At 44.6% G+C, this 21,875-nt stretch carries 17 protein-coding genes; 7 read left to right on the top strand and 10 right to left on the bottom strand.

Annotated features, from left to right (window positions below):
- Nucleotides 1–290 precede the first annotated feature (290 nt).
- From RIC07_RS32055 to RIC07_RS32035, 5 genes are all read right to left on the bottom strand, one after another.
- Entirely contained in the window at nucleotides 291–1,400 is a 1,110-nt protein-coding gene (locus RIC07_RS32055; protein ID WP_446398053.1) for a glycosyltransferase family 1 protein, read from the bottom strand.
- A gap of 51 nt (nucleotides 1,401–1,451) precedes the next feature.
- A complete protein-coding gene (locus RIC07_RS32050) occupies nucleotides 1,452–2,669 on the bottom strand; it encodes a glycosyltransferase family 4 protein (protein ID WP_446398052.1) in 1,218 nt (405 codons plus the stop codon).
- 49 nt (nucleotides 2,670–2,718) lie between these two features.
- Nucleotides 2,719–3,399 carry a class I SAM-dependent methyltransferase gene (locus RIC07_RS32045; protein ID WP_446398051.1) on the bottom strand — a complete coding sequence of 227 codons (681 nt, stop codon included), beginning with the start codon at nucleotides 3,397–3,399 and terminating at the stop codon, nucleotides 2,719–2,721.
- 78 nt (nucleotides 3,400–3,477) lie between these two features.
- A complete protein-coding gene (locus tag RIC07_RS32040) occupies nucleotides 3,478–4,275 on the bottom strand; it encodes a hypothetical protein (protein WP_446398050.1) in 798 nt (265 codons plus the stop codon).
- Between the two features lie 39 nt (nucleotides 4,276–4,314).
- Nucleotides 4,315–7,116 carry a DUF4114 domain-containing protein gene (locus RIC07_RS32035; protein WP_446398049.1) on the bottom strand — a complete coding sequence of 934 codons (2,802 nt, stop codon included), beginning with the start codon at nucleotides 7,114–7,116 and terminating at the stop codon, nucleotides 4,315–4,317.
- 775 nt (nucleotides 7,117–7,891) lie between these two features.
- Here RIC07_RS32035 and RIC07_RS32030 point away from each other — a divergent pair.
- From RIC07_RS32030 to RIC07_RS32020, 3 genes are all read left to right on the top strand, one after another.
- Nucleotides 7,892–8,728: a WecB/TagA/CpsF family glycosyltransferase gene (locus RIC07_RS32030; RefSeq protein ID WP_446398048.1), complete on the top strand. Its 837-nt coding sequence runs from the start codon at nucleotides 7,892–7,894 to the stop codon at nucleotides 8,726–8,728.
- A 37-nt stretch (nucleotides 8,729–8,765) separates the two neighbouring features.
- Nucleotides 8,766–10,070 carry a TldD/PmbA family protein gene (locus RIC07_RS32025; RefSeq protein ID WP_446398047.1) on the top strand — a complete coding sequence of 435 codons (1,305 nt, stop codon included), beginning with the start codon at nucleotides 8,766–8,768 and terminating at the stop codon, nucleotides 10,068–10,070.
- A 314-nt stretch (nucleotides 10,071–10,384) separates the two neighbouring features.
- Nucleotides 10,385–11,182, top strand: a complete 798-nt coding sequence (locus RIC07_RS32020; RefSeq protein WP_446398046.1) for a DUF3153 domain-containing protein — start codon at nucleotides 10,385–10,387, stop codon at nucleotides 11,180–11,182.
- A 165-nt stretch (nucleotides 11,183–11,347) separates the two neighbouring features.
- On the opposite strand, the gene cobS is transcribed toward RIC07_RS32020, so the two are convergent.
- Complete coding sequence (gene cobS / locus RIC07_RS32015) at nucleotides 11,348–12,139, bottom strand: adenosylcobinamide-GDP ribazoletransferase (protein WP_446378368.1); 792 nt, start codon at nucleotides 12,137–12,139, stop codon at nucleotides 11,348–11,350.
- A 394-nt stretch (nucleotides 12,140–12,533) separates the two neighbouring features.
- Between cobS and RIC07_RS32010 the strand changes: the two genes are divergently transcribed.
- From RIC07_RS32010 to RIC07_RS31995, 4 genes are all read left to right on the top strand, one after another.
- On the top strand, nucleotides 12,534–12,986 hold the full coding sequence (locus RIC07_RS32010) for a hypothetical protein (protein ID WP_006102097.1): 453 nt from the start codon (nucleotides 12,534–12,536) through the stop codon (nucleotides 12,984–12,986).
- A gap of 63 nt (nucleotides 12,987–13,049) precedes the next feature.
- Nucleotides 13,050–14,174: a tRNA guanosine(34) transglycosylase Tgt gene (gene tgt / locus RIC07_RS32005; RefSeq protein WP_446398045.1), complete on the top strand. Its 1,125-nt coding sequence runs from the start codon at nucleotides 13,050–13,052 to the stop codon at nucleotides 14,172–14,174.
- A 112-nt stretch (nucleotides 14,175–14,286) separates the two neighbouring features.
- Complete coding sequence (locus tag RIC07_RS32000; RefSeq protein ID WP_006101934.1) at nucleotides 14,287–14,556, top strand: type II toxin-antitoxin system ParD family antitoxin; 270 nt, start codon at nucleotides 14,287–14,289, stop codon at nucleotides 14,554–14,556.
- Nucleotides 14,553–14,864: a type II toxin-antitoxin system RelE/ParE family toxin gene (locus RIC07_RS31995; protein WP_446398044.1), complete on the top strand. Its 312-nt coding sequence runs from the start codon at nucleotides 14,553–14,555 to the stop codon at nucleotides 14,862–14,864. Before RIC07_RS32000 ends, RIC07_RS31995 begins: the two co-directional genes overlap by 4 nt.
- Nucleotides 14,865–15,057: 193 nt before the next feature.
- Here RIC07_RS31995 and RIC07_RS31990 read toward each other — a convergent pair whose 3' ends face one another.
- From RIC07_RS31990 to RIC07_RS31975, 4 genes are all read right to left on the bottom strand, one after another.
- Nucleotides 15,058–16,164, bottom strand: coding sequence for a mechanosensitive ion channel family protein (locus tag RIC07_RS31990; RefSeq protein ID WP_446398043.1), 1,107 nt, complete (start codon nucleotides 16,162–16,164; stop codon nucleotides 15,058–15,060).
- Between the two features lie 200 nt (nucleotides 16,165–16,364).
- Nucleotides 16,365–17,759 (bottom strand): collagen-like protein, encoded by a 1,395-nt coding sequence (locus RIC07_RS31985; protein WP_446398042.1) that lies wholly within the window; start codon nucleotides 17,757–17,759, stop codon nucleotides 16,365–16,367.
- 383 nt (nucleotides 17,760–18,142) lie between these two features.
- Nucleotides 18,143–20,092 carry an ATP-binding protein gene (locus RIC07_RS31980; protein WP_446398041.1) on the bottom strand — a complete coding sequence of 650 codons (1,950 nt, stop codon included), beginning with the start codon at nucleotides 20,090–20,092 and terminating at the stop codon, nucleotides 18,143–18,145.
- A gap of 267 nt (nucleotides 20,093–20,359) precedes the next feature.
- Nucleotides 20,360–21,844, bottom strand: coding sequence for an ATP-binding protein (locus RIC07_RS31975; protein WP_446398040.1), 1,485 nt, complete (start codon nucleotides 21,842–21,844; stop codon nucleotides 20,360–20,362).
- Between the last annotated feature and the right edge of the window lie 31 nt (nucleotides 21,845–21,875).

Raw genomic sequence — 21,875 nt, 5'->3', positions numbered from 1 at the left:
TTTGAAAAGCTTTATGACGCTTCAACGATACCCATTTAGTTGTGAAATAATTTCCATCTAGTTTCATAACTATATAACCTATCAGTTTTATGTACTAATAAGATTGGCTGAACGTTTTTACTATAACATCTTCTACTCTACCAATTCAATACCGAGAGGGGTCAGTTTCAATTTGCGTTCCCTAAAATAAATATGATATTTAAAGTAAATATGATATTTTCCGGTGCAACCCTATTCGTAATGCATATTAGTAATTTGCGATATCCTCCCCGATGAATAAATCCCACGTTTTATGACTTTGCTAAAGTGAAATTTACCAGATCCAAAAAACGCTTTGCAGTAGGAACAGGACTATAGTATTCAATTGCCCATGTTCTACCAGCTACAGCAACTTTTTCTAACAAGTTTGGCTCATTAGCAATTTTTTCAACCGTTGCTTCTGGATTGTCTAAGTCAATTCCGATATAGTGCAAATAATTTATCGGCATGACTGGAAGTTGAATCCCATACTTTTCAAAATCAACATGGAAGGTGACACAGCCAGCGGCTAAAGACTCCCAAAATCTCCAACTGTCCCACTGCAATACCATCCGCCTTGATTGTGGAAAAAACTTGTTTAAAGCCCTATGTAGGTAGATGTAAGGAGGAGCATAGTTAAACCAAATGGGTGGTTCTAAATGACCGCCAAAGCAAGCACTAGCGGCTGATGACTTTAGGCGGGTATAGTAGTTTGGGTAATGACGACGACCAGTTTGCTTCCATAAAAGAGCATCCTGTTCACTCAACTGGGGAGCATGAAAATTATCTACAGAATCATCAACTGAAAAAATTCTGGATAGTGATGGCAAAAATTTTTCTTTAGCCATAATTCTGACACTATGACCCCTAACTCGGTAATTCCAGAGAATACTATTTTTTCTTTCATTAAATTTAATCGGATTATCGGTGTAATCCAAAATCCTATTGGAAATACCAAAAACCCAGGGCTTTACATTATAAGGATATTTGATTTTTCGATTAAAATGACACCTAAGGATAACATCGAACTGTCTAAATTCTGGTTTCCATAAATCCGGGTTGATTCCATATAAACTATCAACATAAACAGTAATATATTTTCGATCAGGTCGGAAAAGGTTTTGGGGAAATCCTTTTCCATAATCCATCCAATGATGATTAACAATCACAATTGAACAGTCTTCAGGTTTTACTTCAGGATTGTAAGCGAAAATATATTGCTCATGATCGGGTGATAACTGCCAATAATTTTTATCAGAATAGAAGGGAATACCTAGAGCTTTAAAGCCTTCAGCTAAGCAGAGAGTCCAATGCTGGAAAGCTGATTCCTGAGGGGAATCGCAATGATGACAATAGAAAAAGACCTGATGATTCATACTCATAAACGGTTTCAACCTAATGATTAGAAATTTTTTGGGTCATCATTTAATAGATCATAATTTACAACTCCCATAAATCTGGGCCCAAATTTCTCCCTTAACCTCCCAATCATATATCTCCTTGACCCGCTTTTGACCTGCCTGTCCCAAGTGAACTCGTAACTCTGGGTCATTCGCCAAACGAGTCATCGCCTCTGCCAAATCCTGCACCGCCTGGTTCGGATTCAAGGCTGGCACTTTAATTCCTGTTTCCGTCGTAACTTGGGTAGCAGGTCCACCCAAATCCAAACAAATCACTGGTCGTCCGGCTGCCATTCCTTCCAAGCAGGTCCACCCTCCAGAGTCATGTAGGCTAGGGTGAACCAAGACATGGCATTTTGCCAACTTATCCATCAATTGCTCACGCGGTAGCTTTCCCCAGAATTTGACTTGGGCAGGTACTCCTAGTTCCTCAGCCATGGCTTGCAGCCGCTCTCGTTCCGGTCCATCCCCTAGCAGCCAGTACTCAGCCGCCAATAGATTCGCCTTGGCAAAAGCACGCACCGCCAGATGGTAGCCTTTCCAATGCAAAAGCCGCCCCATACTGATAAATCTCACGGGAGAATTATCCGGTATTGGACACTGTTCTAGACGGGCTAACTCTGGCTTGGATAAGCCTGTTTCGGAAAACACCTGCACATTGGTCGCGCCTAATTTTAACAGACGCTTAGCCGTTTCCTCCGTTGTTGCCTTAGCTAAGACACTTCGCTGAGCTGTCATCCGAGTAAATGGGTCTTGCTCACCCAAACGTTGCGCCAAATCTCGCAGGGTTTCATAAACCTTTCCCCACCAACTAAAATCATGCCAGAAGGACTTGGGTGCATGTTCACCACCACCCACAGGTCCCCAAATAAAGGGAACTGGCAGCAGCGCCAGGAAGCTGGGCGACCAAAACTTGACGTAGGTAACATGATGAACTATGTCAAAACCTATCTGGTGATGTAACGGACGAGCGACCAAATAGGCTTGAATTTGCCACAAATAGTAGTGGAGTTGGACGGCCCCTTGCCTACCTCTCCAATCTTCTGTCCAATTAAAGGGATCGAAATAGATAAAATGCAGGTTGGGGATGGGATGAGTAGCCAGTTCTGCCTCAATAGGAGCGCGGAAAATCGTTCGGGTTAGCACCCAAATCTCATGGTACTTGGCAAGTGATAGCGCCATATTCCATCCGACTCCTTCCTCAGAGCCACAACCGGGTTCACAGGCATAGGCAGATACTAAAATTTTCATCAGCGGAGTCCCTTATTCTATAACCCTATCTTTTGTATTTGGGAAATACCTATTGGGGCTGACGCTTAATCACCAGAGCCAGTTCATCGCACAAGCGACCCCCTGATAACCATAGCGCCGGTGCAACTAAAGTGTTAGCAAATCTATTTTTAAAGGTGGGATTATACCATTGAAATCCATAGAACTCTTCAATCTCTAGTTGGTATCGAGATAAGAGTCGGGACAATGTGGAAATGGAAAAGTAAGCAATATGATCGGGATGAACATATTCGTAACCCCAAAATATCATAGGCAGGAAGCGTTTAATTGCAAACGCCTGAGGTGTCGTAATTAAAACTCGATTATCACCATGAAGCAAACTATAAAGTCCCTTTAAGAAATTACCGATATTTGATATGTGTTCAATAACATCGGCAGCGACAATAACATCAAACTTATCCTGATCGGGTCTAATTTCTAGACATTCATCCAGTTTTTCGGCATTTTGCACAATAAATTGACTATTTTGAAATGCTTTTGACAGCGTATCAATTCCTTCTTTATCATTGTCAAGACCCACCAAATACTGAGTAACCTGATTGAGCTTATCATGCAGCAAATATCCATTTGCTATTTTGGACTGGGTAATTGGATAATCAGTACATCCTATATGCAGGACTCTCTTATCTCGACAAAATTCAACTATCCAATCATCACGTCTTATCAGTTTAACTCTGGGAATTTTTCTCATAGGAGCTTACCTCTTTGATTTTGATTGATTGAAAAATAAAGATAATTGCCTATTGCCATGTTGCCCTTACCTGAGAACTTAACCGTGGATATTATAATGTTCATCAGCGGAGTCTCTACAAAGAGTTTTGGCATAACTATAAATTTGATAATCGAGCTGATTCAATTCCTTAAACTCAGATAGAAAGTCTTGGGAAAGGTTCTTTTCCTTACGAGGCGATTGATTTAAAACATTCAGTTCGATTTTAGGCTTATCCAGTAAATTAGCTAATCGGTTAAAGGATTCTTGAAACTCTTCCACTAAACCAATAAAAAAATAGCGATTAAGAATTTCCTGATAATTTGACGGATCACAGGGAATTACTGAAGCCAGATAATTGCTGCGTTCTAATAAATGCTTTTCCAAAGACTCCTGAGAACTGATTCGTTGATTTCGGAGTTCATAATAATGAAGTGAAAGTTGAACCTGTAGAGGATCGCGAAGAAAGGTAATCAGTCGATATTTATCCTCCTGTAAACACTGGGGATACCGTTCAAAAAGAAAGGAACCGGATACATGATAATGTCCACATAAAATATGGTAATGATGCAGCTTTTCCAGGTTCTTGGGATTTTGGCAAAAGCGTTGATACGCTTGTGGCTTATCTTGATCACCCCAGGGTGGGGGATAATCTTTGATACAGATAAACCAGTGAGTGAGGGCATCCAATGCCGATGTTCCGCCACACTTAGGCAGGTGATGGAAAATATAGCGGTAGGGTTCCTCTGGCTGATAAAAGTGCATCCACCAGATCTTTGAGGCGCGGAGAATATGCTTTGCCTTTTTGGTAACTTTTTTTTCGACTCCTGCCAATTGGTTACCTTTGATCAAGGACATAAAAAATCATACCTCATACGAAACACCCTGGGAATCCCGTTAAATAAAATTAACCTGAACCACCAAATCATTATAATCGCGATCGCCTCCATTCCATTGATCCTCAAACCCAATGGTATTATCACCCAACAGGCGAACGTGGTCTACCCCATCCGGGTTAGCTCCCATAAAGGCAAAATAAGCCATCACGTCTTCACCACTCTGATTGGTGGGATTCTCTGCCAAAAACTCCTCAGCGCTGCCATCGGCGATGATAAAGGGAGCCACTAACGTCCCAGCCGGGAGTCCAGCATCTGTGTCCAATCGCTGACGAACCGCCGCCTCCGCATAACCGGGATCACCAGGGCGCAAATCTCCAATGCGACCATCTGGGTCATCAATGATATAAAATCCAAAGTTATTGTCATAGTCCGCGTCACTATTTACGCCAAACTGAGCTGGAATCATACCCGTTACCTGATCCCGTAAATCAATTAGTTCTGCTTCTTGTCCTCCTTGTAACTGAGTTCCGAATCCTGGCTCAGTCTCCGTGACTTGAACGGTGAAAACTAAGTCATCAAAGTCCCCATCATTCCCATCTTCCCACGCCAGGTGATAACCATTATTACCCAGTTCTGATACCTGTACAGGGTCAAACTGATCTCCATTAGCAGAGGTCAAACCAAAAAATACATTATCCGGTGTACCTCCAGCCGCCAACTCAGCCTGTACTGTATCTGTGGTACTATCTTGTATCAGGTAAAACCCAAAGTTCTGAGCCCCATCAACCCCAAATTGACGGGTGAAGCTTAAATCCGTAAATTGATTGCCAGGAAGTACGGAGAAAACAACTTGAGATTGGCTGAGGGCGGCTGCCAAATATCCGACTTCACCAGGAGCGATACCGTTAATAGAACCCGACTGATCATCCACCCAAAAAATGCCAACTTCATTAACTGAATTGGTGTCACTTCCAGTTAGCTCAAATTGAAGTTGAACGGCATCAGAGTCTCCTTCCACCCAGAAAACATCTTCAGATGTGCGACTCAGCGCAGGTTCCGGAATGGGTTGAGGATTCTCTTGGATGGGTTTAGGGTTGGTTATGCTATCGGTGGTTACCTGGGCGGAAATAGCAGCGGAATCACCAATGTCGTTAATTGCCCTGAGGCGATAGTAATATTGCGTGTTCGAGGTTAACTCAGTATCCCGGTAACGGGTAACATCAGCTACCGTAGTCGCTACTACCGTCCAATTCTCTTGGTCGCGTGATCGCTCGATCCTAAATCCGGTTTCGTCATTACTATTATCCGCCCATGTCAATTCAATTTCTGTAGCGGAAACTGCTGTCAGGCTCAAGTCACTCGGCGTCGTGGGAGGAGGATCTGGAGCACGACTCCCCGCAGCCCCCCCTATCACTAATGGATTACCCGGTTTGGGGGCGATTTGTACCGCACCCCTCTTAGGGGTAAACTCACCCAGTTGCGGATCAACCAGCGTCACCCCATCGGTTACTTTCGTATCCTCAGGATTGGGATAATTGGACTGAAAGTTACCGCCCCCATCCCTAAATACTGTACCGGTGTGATGAAAAATATCCCAATTATTACCGCCATTATGAGCGATGTTATCAGCAACTAGGGTATTTTTCAAGGTAACATTATATCCACCCCCCCAGAATCCGGCGCCTTGCCATCCAGCATAATTATTGGCAATGGTGGTATCGGTAATGGTTGTGGGTTGAGAACCATTCGCTAAAAGAATTGCTCCCCCTAAACCGCTCTTGCCATCCGTTGACTCGGCTCGATTCCCGTAAAAGATACTGTTTTCAATGGTGACAGGTGATTTCTCACCAATCCACAAACCCCCGCCTTGAACCAACGCCCGATTGTTGGCAAAGGTGGTGTTGCGGATAATTAACTCGCTATTCCCGTGTCGCACTCCCCCACCGAGAGCATCTCCGTTAACCGATTCAATCACCTGATTATCGATAATTGTGCTATCTTCGATAATCACTTGGTCTCCCGGATAGCCATATAACAGCAGTCCTCCTCCTTGTCCAGCACCTGTATTACCCTCAAATCGACTGTTGCGAATCTCAATTTTGCCAGAGGTACTGCTATCACTGGTTGCTGAAGCGCCATCGGAATAAATGGCACCACCGTAACCAAAGGTATGGGGTCCAAATGCACCACCGGGAGTGGAGTCATTATTGGTGAAGGTGGAGTTTTCCACAATTAACCCGCCCAAAACTGTGTTAATTGCGCCGCCGTTAATTCCGGTATTGCTGGTAAACTGACTATCTCTGACGGTAAGTGAACTTTCACTACCAACTGCGATCGCACCACCACCTCGTTCACTCTTACCGGTCTGACTATTTCCCGATGTGCTATTATTCTCAAACTCAGAGTTAATTACAGTCGTGTTACTGCGCCAACCGGCAAAGATGGCACCACCTCCTGCACCGTTAGCATGATTATTCCGAAATTCGCTATCTTCTACCGTTAGTTTGGTGTAACTTTCTGTCCGAATTCCAGCCCCAGCACCGTCTTCACCTTTTTCTGTAGTCTTGCCATTGGCAATGGTCAAATGCTTTAGGGTGACTTCTACAGGTTCCCATGTGGGATCACCTTGAATAAAAAAAACGCGGGAGGCGTTATTCCCACTGATGGTTATACCGGGAGCATTAGCCCCATTAATAATCAAGTCTTTGTTAACATCTAGCTGACCACTGGTGAGGGTAATGGTCTGATTCGCTAGACTCGAAGCAAATTCAATTGTATCCCCTGGCTGGGCTTGCGTGATCGCAGCTCTCAGAGAACCCGCTCCACTGTCAGCAGCGCTTGTAACTGTAATAATAGTCATAATTTCTATAGCATGCACCCGTTTTTTGCCAGATTAAATCTATCCCTCGCCCAGAACGTTGAAACTCAACGTGTATCTAGATCAAGGGATTCTCTAACAGGGCGTCACCGTTTTAATACATCATCAAACTTGGATTACAGTTCATAACCCATAAACAATGACGCGAACTAAACAGTGTCACCGACTTGGCTTAGATCATGTTTCAAGTCGAGGGACTTGTGAAAAATTTAATCGCTGGACTGAACCCTGTAAGTATATTTTCTCTGTCTGTAGTAAAACTACTGAATTTAATCAGCTACTGTCTACCCAAACATAGACTCTTTACAGACTCTTCATAAACAGCCTGTCGTATCTTCATGAAAACTTCACAGTAATTTGACCAACCCTTTTATTATCTGCCATCTGCCTCGCCCTCACCCAAAAGGGGTAAGTTAACTTGGATTAGCCGGATTACAGACAGATGGAACGGTTGAGACTTTACAAAACTTTGTAAAGAGTCTTTACGTAAATACTCGCAATTAGTGGATTTACATTTCAATCTATGTACAACCATTGACATAGCTGAGCAATTAAAAGTAAATTGCTTCCCATAAAGGATTTTAGTCTCCAACCCAAAATAGTTTCACACCTAACTCCCCAGACTTCGCGAGATAAGGATAAACCCAAAAGCCGTTGACCGTGCGTCTGGCTCACTCCAGGTCTATAGAAACAAGGTTTTGGGACTTCGGGCGATAAAAATACGAAACTCAGTTTGGGCAACTATGAGGAAATAGGAATGAATACTCAAACATTACCAGTGTCTCCCAGTCAAACCAGTGTCATCGGAATTGGTGTTCATCGGACAAGCTATGAGGAATGTACCGATCTGATCATTCAAAACGCTAAACGGCATCAATCCTGTACAGTAGCGGCAACGGATGTCCATAGCATGATGCGTGGTTATCTTGACCCCCAAGGTCATGGCTATCGCCTGAACCACTTTACTGTAGTTACCCCCGATGGTCAACCTGTACGCTGGGCGCTGAATCTGTTTCGCAAATCGGGGGAAAAATATCTGCGCGATCGCGTCCGGGGACCTGAACTTATGTTAAAGGTGTGCGAACGAGCAGCGGCTGAAGGCGTGAGTATTTTTCTCTATGGTTCAACCGATTCGACGTTAGAGCAACTGAAAGTCAAGCTGACTGAAAAATTCCCGAATTTGAAAATCGCTGGTGCAATCTCTCCACCGTTTCGAGCATTAACTCCAGAGGAAGATGCTGAGTACGTCCAAACCATTCGCCAATCCGGAGCAGGTATCCTTTTTGTCGGACTAGGATGTCCAAAACAGGAAGAGTGGGCGTTTACCCATCGTCATCGCTTGGATTGTCCAGTACTTTGTGTCGGTGCGGCGTTTGATATGCACGCGGGTCAAGTTGACGAAGCCCCAATCTTAATGCAACAGTTTGGCTTAGAATGGCTCTATCGATTTTTGCAAGAACCTGTTCGTCTCTGGAAGCGCTATTTATTAATCAATCCGCTTTATCTCATTCTGGTCGCTTTGCAGCTTTTCAAAGTCTTGCCCCGACGAAAAAAGCATAATCCGATTGACTATCAAGCCTCTCATATTATATGAAAGTAGGAAGGCGACTCCATAAAGTGGGAGATTCTCATTGAGTGATTCAACGCTGGATCGGATTTTAAATCAAGCTACTCAGCAGGCTGAAGCGGCTGAGGTTTACTATTTGTCCAGTCAAGATACACCGATTACCTTTGAAAATAATCGTTTAAAATCCCTACAAACCAAAGCCCGTGAGGGAATAGCGCTGCGTCTTGTCTGTGATGGGCGTCTGGGATTTGCCAGTTCTACGGATTTGAGTCGCTTGGATGACTTAGTATCCGCAGCGATACAAACCTCAGAAATTGGCGCTCCCGTAGAGTTCGAGTTGGCTAGGGATGTACAACTGACGACACCGACAAGCGATTTTCAGCCCCCACCCACCCAAGAATTGGTCGAGGTGGGACAAGGGTTAATTGAGCAGGTTCATGCTTATAACCCAGATATCTTAGTGGATTTCGGGTTTCACATTCGCTCTAGCTCGGTGAAAATTGCCACCACGAGTAACGTTTGGACACAACGTAGCCGCCAAATCCTGAGTGCTAGTCTATCAGGGAATTTAGTTAAGGGAGAAGACTTTCTTCAGGCTTATAGCTATGATATTCAGCGGGATGGGTATCCGGATTGCGATCGCATCCTGCAAGACTTGCTGCTAAAGTATAGACGGGCAGAGCGACAGGCGACGATAAGCAGTGGAACATTTCCGGTTCTATTTACACCCAGAGCAGTAGCCAGTACCATTGGGCGCTTGTTTGATACGATTCTTTCTGGGCAAGCGGTGGTACAAAAGGCGTCTCCTTTAGCGGATAAAGTGGGTAAACAACTTTTTGATCCGCGTTTAACCTTGTTTGAAGACCCCAGCATCGGTGCTTCCGCTTGTCCGTTTGACGATGAAGGAACGCCTACCCAAAGAAAAGTATTAATTGAAAATGGTATTGTTAACCAATTTTATTGGGATCGACGTTGGGCAGCGCGAGGGGGATGTCAACCCAGTGGGAATGGTTTCCGGAGTGGGTTATCTCGTCCCATACCCGATTTAGTCAATCTGTGTATGATTCCAGGAAAGACAGCCATGCCGGATTTAATTGCTGGGATGAAAGAAGGGTTGATTGTCGATCAAGTGCTGGGTGCTGGTCAATCGAATCAGCTAGCTGGAGAGTTTTCCGTGAATCTGGATTTAGGTTACAAAGTCGAGAATGGTGAAATAGTCGGTCGGGTTAAGAATACTATGGTAGCGGGTAGTATTTTTGAGGCGTTTAAACGTCTAGTTGATTTAGGTGCGTCACCAGAATGGGTTGGCGGAAGTGCTTATCTACCTTGTCTGTTATTTGATCAGTTAAGTGTAAAAAGTAAAACGTGAAGGGTCAATTGTAGGGGCGGGTTTAGCCGTTTAATGATACAGACCGATAATCTATCAACAGAAGCCGCCCTGATAAATAGGCAGATTTCAGGTTGATGAGGTACAGTCTTCTACGCAAGATCCCCGACTTATTGCGGGGATCTGTCTGTGTACCTCACTTACTTGAAAAGCGCTGTATGTGATTTCGTTGGGAATTGAGTCTAAGCTTCAATAATAAAAGAATGAATTAAAATAGTGGTGAATTCCGATAATAACTGTACTGATATTCCCAGGAATACAGAAAAGATACGAGAATAGAGAAAGGAGTAAATTCGGTGAAGCCAGGATTGATAAATAAATTTTCGATTGTTCGTTCGGTTCTCAGTCGCCTACGGGTGCTTGGGGTTGTTCTGCTGGTATCATTACTCCTGTCTGGCTGTGTTAAATATGATGTTTTAGTTAACGTCAAGGATGAAAACCACGGCGCGATTGTGCAGCAAATCCGCTTGGGAGAACAACTGAGAAGTTTTAGTAATGCTCAAGCAACTGAATGGCTCAAAAGTATTGAACGACGTGCTAAGGAACTCCACGGAAAAACGACGCGCCGTTCTCCGCAAACGCTGGTCGTCACAATTCCATTTAGTAATGGGCAGGAATTAACCACTAAGTTTAACCAATTTTTCAACCCAGTGAACCCCACTCCTAAAAGTGCTAAGGATAGGGGGAACGTTGATTTACCGAGTCTTGACTCGATATTAAGTCTGGATCAACGTAGCTTTTTTGTGGTGCAACGGAATCAGTTAAACTATGAGCTGGATTTGCGATCGCTAGCTGTGCTTTCGGCAAATGGGAGTGTAATCGTTAGTCCGGGTTCACTGTTGGATTTGCAGTTTAGTTTGCAAACGCCTTGGGGGGCAAACATTCTTGATTTAGGGGATAATACGATTACGCCCCAGATTTATGAGGATGAACATCAGCTTGTGTGGACTCTGATTCCGGGTCAACTGAACCGCCTAGCTGTGGTGTTTTGGGTTCCTAGTCCTCTGGGAATTGGAACGATTGTAATTGTACTGTTGGTGTTGGGTGGTTTTTGGGTTAAGTATAAGTCATTTCCCGGAACATCAACCGTTTGACACTCCCTAACTCTTTTGAAGGGCGGGTTTAGTCAAGTTATCAGTTTGGTGCAAAATGTTCTCTGTAAAACCCGCCCCTACACCCCCCGATCTCAGCGCTCTTCACCTTAAGTTGACACCAATGGGCATTGCCGTACCCCTACTTTCACCAATACGTTGCCCAGCTTAGACAACTATTGTCAGTAAACACAATAATAAGGCTTCTGTCCATTCCACCACCGCCCCATAAGTATCCCCGGTATGTCCTCCCAACTGGCGGTAAAACCAGAACCCGGTCAAAAGCGCGATCGCACATCCTCCTCCGGCGCTAATTATCGCTAACTTCAGACTACCTCTATTCCCGATTAAAGGTAATCCACATACCCCCAGGAGTAAAAATGCCCCCCACAGACTATCAATCGGCACCCGAATCCCTTGTTGATGAAATGCGCCTTTTCCTGTGGGTTTCAGGTACGGATAAATCGAAATTGCCACGACTTGTCCCCAGCGCCCCCATCCGGCTACAGTCATTAATGCCAACCAGCGATGAGTCTCAATATCCGTAAGCGCCGCCATTTTTAGTAAAAGTAGCGCGATCGCTGCCATCGCCCCAAACGCCCCAGTAACGCTATCTGCCATCACCTCCAGCCGTCGCTGAGGATCTTGTACACCTAAGCCATCTGCCGTATCCATCACGCCATCTAGATGTAATCCTCCGGTGAGTGCTACCCAACTCACCACGATAATTCCACTCCGGGTCAAGTGGGGCATACCCCAGTGTTGCAACAGAGCGTCTAGCATAGCTAATAGAATGCCAATAAATAGTCCTACGACAGGTGCCCAACGGGCAATGCGCTCAAAGTCTAACCCCCAACTCATGGGAATGGGGATACAAGTATAAAAGGTGATAGCACCCAACCAAGACTGCCAGGACTTTTGCACCGCTTGCCACATCGATTGAACTCTAAACCACTTCATGGAGAATAATCTAATCTAGAGGGACACAGGTGCAGGTAAGCCCGGAAGCACGGGGATACAGGTGTCACAGAGATATTGAGTGGCTCAGGATTTGGGTTCATAGTTCACTACACAGAAATTTACGTATATTGTCCGATGAATAGCGGGTGAATATTGGGATAGTATGGTTTAGTAACCCTACTGTAATACCCGTAACACTCAAGTATTTCAGATGATAATCCACTGGCACGAGCCCGTGGATGAATTTCTGATTCTTGATTGCTACAGCTTCTGACTTGCCTTTAGCTGAGCAGTCGCTAAAATCGAAGCATTAGGTTTTTCAGTCGGGTTTTACACGAATGCCAATACTCTTTGCAAGGCAATATCAGCCCCTTATGCATCATAGGCTTTACCCATGAGTTATCATCAACCTCCACGCCGACTTCCCGCCCCTTGTATCATTGATACGGGCATTATTATCAATAAGCAAGACATGGGACGCCTACTCACTGATTTGGGTCGCGTCCGCTATATTCACACTATCGATAGCAACAAGCAAAGTGAGGGAGAAGGATATGTGCTGGAAGTCTTTGCCGATTCCCGCCGTTCTACCCTGATTGCGAATCAAGCTATCTACATCAATGTCCAGAGTTTTGATTACTTGCAACTGCATCAGACGCCGGAAAAGCAGGCTTATTTTGATTTAGTCCAAGATAACCGTCGGCTAAGGCTGATTCCTCTATCCAACCCTTTACATGAGCAATCGGTGGAAACCCTCAACGCCGAAGCCCTAGAAGCCATGGTTACCCAGGTACTCAATGCCCGGTGGGATGTACAAATTGATGATGAGGGGGAATGTCCGTTCTAAACCGCTAATAAAAGAGATGATGAGCCACAATAATCAAAGCATGATCACGAACTCTTAACCCCATTGGCTCAAAAACACAATTCATTTTCCTTTCAATGTCAGGCATGGTGCAGCCAAACCAAGGCACGCGCCGGATTACTGCACAGTCCCCATGGTCTGATTGAAACGCCCCGGTTTATGCCCGTGGGTACTTTGGCAACGGTCAAAACTCTAACTCCTGCCCAGTTAGAAGCAGCACAAGCCCAAATTATTCTTGCCAATACCTATCATCTGCACTTACAACCCGGAGAAGCGATTGTCCAGCAAGCGGGAGGACTGCATCACTTCATGGGTTGGCAGCGCCCAATTTTGACGGATTCGGGCGGCTTTCAAGTTTTTAGCTTAAGTAAATTACGACAAATTAGCGAAGAGGGTGTGGTTTTTCGTTCGCCTCGGGATGGACGGTTAATTAATCTCACCCCAGAACGGTCTATTGCCATCCAAAATGCGCTAGGGGCGGACATTATTATGGCATTTGATGAATGTCCGCCGTATCCAGCGAGTCGGGCGGAGATTGAGGCGTCATTGGAACGAACAGATCGCTGGCTGAAGCGCTGTATCAATGCTCACACTCGTGCGGATCAGCAAGCTTTATTTGGTATTGTTCAGGGCGGTGTGTATCTGGATTTGCGTCGTCAGGCGGCTGAGTCGTTGGTGTCCTTGGATTTACCGGGGTATGCCATTGGTGGGGTGAGTGTGGGGGAACCGGTGGACTTGATCCATGACATCGTGGCGGCGACGGCACCGTATTTACCTGTTGATAAGCCACGGTATTTGATGGGGGTGGGGACTTATCGAGAAATGGCACGGGCGATCGCATCAGGTGTGGATTTATTTGATTGTGTGATTCCTACGCGCTTAGGGCGTCACGGGGCGGCGTTGGTTCAGGGGGAACGCTGGAATTTGAAAAATGCTCGGTTTCGGGAGGATTTTACGGCGTTGGATTCGACTTGTCCCTGTTATTGCTGTCAGAACTTTAGCCGCGCCTACTTGAGTCATCTGGTGCGATCGCGGGAAGTTTTGGGTTTTATGTTAATCTCCCTCCATAATGTGACGGAGTTGATTCGCTTTACCCAAAGTATTCGAGAGGCGATTTTGCAGGATACCTTTACCACAGATTTTGCGAGATGGCTAGTGCAGCGGGCATGAAAATACTTGAGCAGCTTCGTAGATACGATGAAGCTGGGGAAGCTGGGGAAACTTCAGTTTAGTTCTAGAACTAAAATAGGAAGATCATTAACACGATATAGGGTAAAGGAAGATGAATGTGTCTTTAACTCCAGAACTTGAGCAGTTTCTTCAACGCCAAGTAGAGGGCGGGAAATACAAATCACCGGAGGAGGTTATCCTGGCTGCACTTAGGGCGTTTGCTGAACGGGAACGTATCTATAAGGGGCGCTTTGAGGAATTGAGGGGGGAAATTATGGTTGGAGTTGAAGCGTCGAAACGGGGAGAGGTGGTTGATGGTGAGACGGTTTTTAGCCAACTCGAACAGAAGCTGCTTTTACGTCGTTCTCAAGAGGGTGAATGAGTAATATTTGCCAATTTACTGTTCCAGCTAGTCGAGATATTGAAAGTATTATCGACTATGTTGCTGATCAGAGTAGTTTGGGTGCAGCGGAGCGTTTACTTAAGAAGATTAATCAAAAGTGTCGGACGTTGGCTAGTTTTCCGAACATGGGGCGGAGGCGGGATGAGCTTTTACCTTCGTTGCGAAGCTTTCCTGTTGGTGATTATTTAATTTTTTATCAACCAATTGAGGAGGGGATTGAGATTTTGCGGGTTGTTAGTGGCTATAGAGATTTAGAGGCGCTGTTCTCAGATGAAGATGGGGAGTAAGAAACTGAAATATACCTCCAAATCAAGCCGAAACATATATTTGCCGATTGTTTACGCAAATATATGTTTTTGTCCACAGTCCAATTATGACTGTAACTTGGTATTATATGATGTCCGGACCCATCACCCATAATAAAAACATCTCCCCCTTACCCCCTCCTCTGCCTTCTGCTATATTACGCCAGCCAACGGTTTAGGGTTTGCCATCAGCGACCAAAGCACTTAAAGAATCGCTAATTTCTCCGGTGTTGAGATTCCCAAAATAGGTGACTTGGGTGGGGTAAGCAAACTCAATCTGACGCGCTTCAAATTCCTGTTTCAGATGTAAATTAAGCTGCTGCTGGATATCCATATAGAGGTTGTAATCACTGCTTAAAACATAATAAACAACCTCAAAATTCAAGCTAAAATCCCCATAATCGCTAAAATGCGCTCGATCAAAAGTGGTATTATCTAGATTTTCAACAATACCTTGAACAATTTTGGGGATAATCTGGAGTTTTTCTTGAGACGTTTCATACAGCACGCCAAACTTAAATGCTACCCGTCGTTTGGGCATCCGCTTATAGTTGCGAATCCGCGAACTGGTTAAATCGGTGTTGGCAAAAATGAGTTGTTCTCCACTTAAACTCCGCAGACGAGTCGTTTTAATGCCAATATGTTCGACTGAACCGAGGAAATCGCCAACAATGATAAAATCTCCCAATTCAAAGGGACGGTCAAAGAGGATAGAGAAGTAGCTGAATAAATCCTGGAGAAAGCCTTGAGACGCTAAAGCAATTGCCACACCGCCAATGCCTAATCCAGCTACAACAGCGGAGATATCAAAACCTAGATTATCTAACAAAAAGACAATTCCCAGCGCCCAAATTGCAATTCGAGCCGCCGGAATTAACGCATCAAGCGCCTGTTGCACCGTTTCACTTTGGCGGCGAGTTAGCCAATATAACCGGAAACCGTATTCCACCAGGGAAACCAAGAGGCGAATCCCTAGAATCGTGGCAACAATCAACGTCAAAGCGTCAATTACCTGATCCAGAATTGGATGTAAGGTGAGATTGGCAATTGCCACATAAAACGTGCCAACGTAAAGGATAGGAATCACAGCTCGTTCAATCATCTGGATCAGGGAATCATCCAACTGAGTTGTCGTTTTCGCCGCCCAGCGTTTGAGCCGTCCTACAATCACTTGGCGGAGAATTTTGATCAGAAAAATTCCCACAACTAAGATGACAAAGGCGATGAGATAGTCTATGACTTGATTGTATAAAAACGTAACCTGTAAAAAATCTGGCGTCATGAATTACTTAAGCGAATTATACTGAATCCCTATCAGGATTTATGGTTTTTCTCAATCATACATCAATCCTAAGACATAAATTTGGTGAAGTTTGAAGTTTGGAGTTTGTAGTAAGGGCTTTAGCCTGTTATAAGTAGTGGCGTAGTACATAAGCTGTCATACAATTAAATTGGGTATTAGTAGCGAGCCAGACGACAAACTTATCGAATTTCCCCGCGCCAATTCATTTCCTGTTGGGCTGAGTTTCCCGCAAAGGAACGAGTCGCGACTAACTCAATTTCGATCGCGACTCCGGGACGTAGGTATTCAGCTTCTATGGGGAGTTTGCCGATTTCTAGCGTGTAGCGGTTGTTATGGCGAGTGACAAGTTCTGCTGGAATAATCCCTTCATACCGGGTTCTGTAATTATAGAAGCGACGAAAGCGATCGCCTGAATTGGCGGTGCGGTATTTTAACCAGAATTGGGTGTCTAACAAGTCAGACTTTCCGGCTAAGTCCACCACACTAAAGGTTAACGCTGAACGATTTCCGGCAAAATCTGCCCGCGTTAGTTGGGTGGCTTCCTGTTTCAGTAGCGCATTGGTGACGACAAACTGGATTACATTTTCCTGTGGCATCATTTTGCCATCAAACCAAACGTCCTCCGGTAAGGATACATCAATGCGTCGGTCAGATTTAAGACTGAGGGATATGGGTTGATTATAAAAGTCGGTAATCGCCCGGTCTGCATTCCAGACTAACTCAAAAGACCGTTCTAAGCGTCCGATAAACTCCCGATACTGGTTAGCAATGATTGAATTGGGGGCGAGTAAGGCGGTTGCACCACTACGAGTTCGCCATTGATTTAGAGAGAGTGCGATCGCGCCGTTTTGCAGTTGGGGTAGAGTCACTGTAGCGGTGGGTTTGTCTGGGGGTAAGGCTTCAGTACGATTAATTAATGTCAGCGTCCCCATGCTTCCGTCTTTTCCGTCTTGACCATCTCGACCATCGCGACCATCGTCACCCTCTTCGCACTCGAATCGCTCAGTTTCACAGTCTTCCTCACCATTGTCTGACTTTTTGGTACAGGTTTCTATCTCCCAACTGCGGTCATCACAGTCACAGCCATCACCCCCATAAGCGCCGCGTCCAGAACGTCCCCCACGTCCACCCTGGGAACGTACATAGATTTGTTTCAAATCCTCTCGATTTGTATAATAAACCGTCAATGATCCACCATTCCCACCATCACCGCCATTCCCCCCATCACCGCCTTCGCCCCCATCGGCGGCTTTTAGGTCATAATCAACCTTTCGTGGCTGTCGGGAACAATCTCCATCCTCACCCCGTTTTCCATCATCCCCATCACCGCCGTCTCCTCCCGACAACTCCAGATTAATCGGAGAACCATCTACAAAAATTGTCCGATTTTCCCCATCTCGTCCCCGTCTCCCCGCACGTCCATCTGTACCATCTCGACCATCTTGTCCAAAGTCTCGTTCTGGATGACGACTCCACGCAACTAAGGGACAGAACAGGGAGTTTGATGTCGGGGGGAAGACAAAGGAGAAGGTTAAGGTTAATAGAATTAAGAATAGCTTTCCAGAGAAATGCATAGGTATCAATAGAATTCTGTAACCTGGGGGGAATTTCCCCAGTCAAGGAATGACTTGGGTGCAGGGGGATTAGTTCCGGAGAGTGTTGACCTTTCACGACCTGCAAGGGAACCGGGTTTGTAGGGGCGGGTTTAGGGATTACTGTTGATTTTTTCCCTAACTTGGCTGCAAAACCCGCCCTTTTTTTAATCGTACTAATACCTAATATCATGTCCTGACGATTACCCATAATTGCAATGCTGTAATAACAAGGGTTTCAGGCGTTTTTGTTCGGGGTGTTTGACCGGACATGATATAACACCTAACACCTGTTCCCTGTTACACACCGAGCGTGTTACCGAGCGAAGTCGAGGTAAGTCGAGGTGTTCCCTGTTCCCTGTTTCCTAACTAATAACAGGTAACTCAATTTCAAAGGTAGTACCCTCACCCTCGACGGAGTGAAACTGAATTTGACCGCCATGTTTCTCAACTACAATTTTATAGCTAACCGACAAGCCCAATCCTAGGGCGGTTCCTACAGATTTTGTCGTGAAAAACGGGTCAAATAGTTGTTTTTTTTCCACCTCACTCATCCCACAGCCATTATCAGTAATGCGAATAACCACAAAATCTTGCGCCTTTGGGGGATTTTTGAGTGTTGAGTTTTGAGTATTGAGTGTTGACCTTTCACGACCTTCGAGGGCAGGGTTTTGATTCGCTTCAATCAAGGGCAGGGCTTTGAATTTTAACTCTTCGCTTTGCTCATCTGAAACTGGGTTGGTAGGGACAGGTTGAGGAAATTTTGTTTCGCGATTGATCATAACGTCTGTACAAAACTGGCGCTGACTGAGAGATGAATTAATTTCTCCATCGCTCCCAGATATCCCATCTCCTCCTCTTGCCATTTCCTCATCCCCTTTATCTCCAAATTGGGGCGGAAACTGACGACAACTCATACTGGTATCAATGGTAATGATACCCGGCATCCCTTTCATTTCTATCGCATCAATGGCATTATTCAACAAATGGATAAATACCTGATGCAACTGACTCGCATAACCAATTAAAAAGGGCAATTTACCATAGTTTTTGATCACCTGAATTTCTGGCTTTTTACCTTGAGGTTTAAGCCGATGATATACCAGCAATAATATTGAGTCAATCGCTTCATTGATATCAATCGTCTTTTGATCCAGTTCATCTAAGGTTGAGAAGTTTCGCAGCGCTTGCAGTGAAATTGTGACATCCATGAGCCGTTCTGCACCCATTTGAATCGAATTAAACATCTTTTGCCAATCTTGGGCAATAAACTCTAAATCAATCTGCTCCCTAAAATGCTGAATGTCTGAATTTGGATTAGGATACGCTTGCTGATAAAACTCAAGCAATTCTAACATATCTCTAAAATAAGACCGACCTAAAACAATATTTCCACAAATCCAGGTAATCGGATTATTGAATTCCTGAATTAATGCCGTTGCCATGCGCCCTACGCTAGAGAGTTTTTCAGATTGGATCAGTTGAAATTGGGTGGCTTTTAACTCCGCTAATGCCTGTTCTAGATTTAACTTAGCTTTCTCTAACTGGCTCGAACTACTGATATCTTGAAACACCAATACCGCCCCGATTACATTCTCTTGCTTGTTGTGAATTGGCGTCACACTGCCACCCAGGGGAATTGTTTTACTTGGCTGGGAAATTAAGAGACTATGTTTGGGTATGGAAAACGCAAAATTGGTTTCAATTGCTGTTCTTAATGGAAGGTTTACGGGTTGTCTCGTGGTTTGATCAACGATTTGAAAAACCTCAGTTAACTCTCGATCAATCGCCTCCGAGAACTGCCAACCTGTAAAGGTTTGTGCCACTTCGTTGAGAAAACGGATGCGACATTGAGTATCCGTGACAATCACACCATCCCCCATTTCGCGAAGAATCGTGGTGAGTAATTGTTCGCGAGAATAGCGATGTAAGGCAATATCAATCGCGACAAATAATTCTCGTTCTTTGATAGGTTTTAAAATGTAACCAAAGGGAGAAGAAAGTTTGACTCGTTCCAATGTACTGAGATCAGAATGTCCGGTGGCATAAATCACGGGAATGGAAAGACGTTCCCAAATAACCTGGGCGGCTTCAACACCATCTATATCCCCCTGGAGGCAAATGTCCATTAACACTAAGTCAGGACGGAATTTTGTTGCCATTTCCACTGCCTTCTCTCCCGATGTCGCGATCGCGCAAACACAATACCCAAAAGCTTCTAACTGTTCTTTCAGGTTTATGGCGATAATTCGCTCATCTTCAACGATGAGGATTTGAATCAGTTTCCGAGAAAAGAGTTTTGATAATTTTTTCATCACAAAAATCCTGAAAAGACGATAATCTAGTTATTTCAACTAGCTAAGTAGGTGGACACAATTAAAGTTAGCGGTGGAGATTAGGGAACAGGGAACAGGGAACAGGGAACAGGGAACAGGGAACAGTAAGGGTTTGAGGTTTGTTTACATAACTTAATCTAGTTAACTTTATTTCCACTAACCTACTTATATAAAATAATTCAACATTAAATCTAGGGACAATTCAGTAGCCTTAATGTACTATTTTGATGCAGTTTTAAACGAGAATCAAAGTAGTGGACAGACATGGGTTTTGGGAAATGGTAATGTAACGGTAAACGTTGTCCCAACCCCCAACGAACTCTCAACGGCTATTGTACCCCCATGTAAATCAACAGCTTTTTTAACAATCGCTAATCCCATACCTGAACCTCGGATAGTCCCAGCATTGCTGGCGCGGCGGAATGGATTGAATATATGGGGTTGATCCTCTGGCGGAATCCCAATACCATTATCTTTTATCTCTACCTTTAGCCTATCAGTTTCACAGCTCAATGTCAGATAAACTGGACTTTTTTCGGGAGAATATTTCAAGGCGTTGGTGAGTAAATTTCGCACGATCAGTTGCAGTAATTTTTTGTCCAGATAAGCCATTTGACCTTTACCGCAACTGATCCATTTTATTTCTGCTTGTTCGCCAGCGATTAAGCGGTATTCTTCAATAAGCTGTTGACAGAAGAGGTTTAAATCCAAGGGAACCGGATCAAGTATAAGTTGACCGGCTTCAGCTTGCCCAAAGGTTAATACATCTTCCAGCAATCCCACCATATATTTAACCGCCTGTTTAATGCGCTGGCAATTCACCAGGTTATTTTCAGATTGCACCGATGAACCATTGGCTTCGATGAGGAAGGTTGAGGCTTGAATAATCGAGAGCGGTGTGCGATATTCATGGGAAACGGTGTGAATAAATTGCCGTTGAAACTGATTGAGTTGTTGTTCCTTTTCTAACTGTTGGCGCAAGGCGGCTTCGGCTTGCTTGCGATCGCGTATATCTTGGAATACCAACACCGCCCCGGCGAGGTTCCCCTGGTTATCCCGAATCGGTGCGGCGCTGTTTGCGATCGGTAGGGGTTGACCCGTCTTGGTTATCAAGACAATATCATCGGTAAGATAGACAATTTTATCTTGTTCTAACGCCAGAGTCACCGGGTTATTAACAGGCTGCTGGCTTTGGACATCAATGAGTTTAAATACATCCGTTAACTCCCGATTTTTTGCGTCTGTAAATTGCCACTCAGTTAGAGTTTCTGCCACCCGATTCATAAACTGAATCCGACAATCTTTGTCTACCAAAACTACTCCATCCCCAATTCCCCGTAGCACCGCACTCAAAAATTGTTCCCGTTCATAGCGCTGCAAGGCAATTTCAATCGCCACGGATAATTGCCGTTCATTCACGGGTTTGAGAATGTAACCAAAGGGTGCGGTTACTTTTGCACGTTCCAACGTAACTTTATCGGAATGTCCGGTTAAATAAATCACCGGAATTTGTAACTCATCCCAAATCTGTTGTGCCGCACAAATCCCATCCATGTCTCCCTGTAACCAGATATCCATTAGCACTAAATCAGGATGCAGTGCCAAGGCTTTCTTTACAGCTTTTTCTCCAGAGGCGGCAATTCCGACAACGCTGTAACCCAAAGCTTCTAAATTTTCCTTCAGGTTCAGCGCAATAATTCTCTCATCTTCCACAACCAGAATTCGAGCCATTGTTGCTATGTCAGTTTCAGATAAACAAATT

The organism is Coleofasciculus sp. E1-EBD-02, from assembly GCF_040218245.1.
Taxonomy (GTDB): domain Bacteria; phylum Cyanobacteriota; class Cyanobacteriia; order Cyanobacteriales; family Coleofasciculaceae; genus Coleofasciculus.
This window is presented reverse-complemented; position numbering and strand designations above follow the sequence as displayed.

Bases quoted from the DNA above. Each gene is read 5' to 3' on its own strand.
- RIC07_RS32030 (WP_446398048.1), top strand. From the start codon at position 7,892: ATGAATACTCAAACATTACCAGTGTCTCCCAGTCAAACCAGTGTCATC.
- cobS (WP_446378368.1), bottom strand. From the start codon at position 12,139: ATGAAGTGGTTTAGAGTTCAATCGATGTGGCAAGCGGTGCAAAAGTCC.
- RIC07_RS32035 (WP_446398049.1), bottom strand. From the start codon at position 7,116: ATGACTATTATTACAGTTACAAGCGCTGCTGACAGTGGAGCGGGTTCT.
- RIC07_RS31990 (WP_446398043.1), bottom strand. From the start codon at position 16,164: ATGACGCCAGATTTTTTACAGGTTACGTTTTTATACAATCAAGTCATA.
- RIC07_RS31995 (WP_446398044.1), top strand. From the start codon at position 14,553: ATGAGTAATATTTGCCAATTTACTGTTCCAGCTAGTCGAGATATTGAA.
- RIC07_RS32040 (WP_446398050.1), bottom strand. From the start codon at position 4,275: ATGTCCTTGATCAAAGGTAACCAATTGGCAGGAGTCGAAAAAAAAGTT.
- RIC07_RS32055 (WP_446398053.1), bottom strand. From the start codon at position 1,400: ATGAGTATGAATCATCAGGTCTTTTTCTATTGTCATCATTGCGATTCC.
- RIC07_RS31985 (WP_446398042.1), bottom strand. From the start codon at position 17,759: ATGCATTTCTCTGGAAAGCTATTCTTAATTCTATTAACCTTAACCTTC.
- RIC07_RS32050 (WP_446398052.1), bottom strand. From the start codon at position 2,669: ATGAAAATTTTAGTATCTGCCTATGCCTGTGAACCCGGTTGTGGCTCT.
- RIC07_RS32010 (WP_006102097.1), top strand. From the start codon at position 12,534: ATGAGTTATCATCAACCTCCACGCCGACTTCCCGCCCCTTGTATCATT.
- RIC07_RS32045 (WP_446398051.1), bottom strand. From the start codon at position 3,399: ATGAGAAAAATTCCCAGAGTTAAACTGATAAGACGTGATGATTGGATA.
- RIC07_RS32000 (WP_006101934.1), top strand. From the start codon at position 14,287: ATGAATGTGTCTTTAACTCCAGAACTTGAGCAGTTTCTTCAACGCCAA.
- RIC07_RS31975 (WP_446398040.1), bottom strand. From the start codon at position 21,844: ATGGCTCGAATTCTGGTTGTGGAAGATGAGAGAATTATTGCGCTGAAC.
- RIC07_RS31980 (WP_446398041.1), bottom strand. From the start codon at position 20,092: ATGAAAAAATTATCAAAACTCTTTTCTCGGAAACTGATTCAAATCCTC.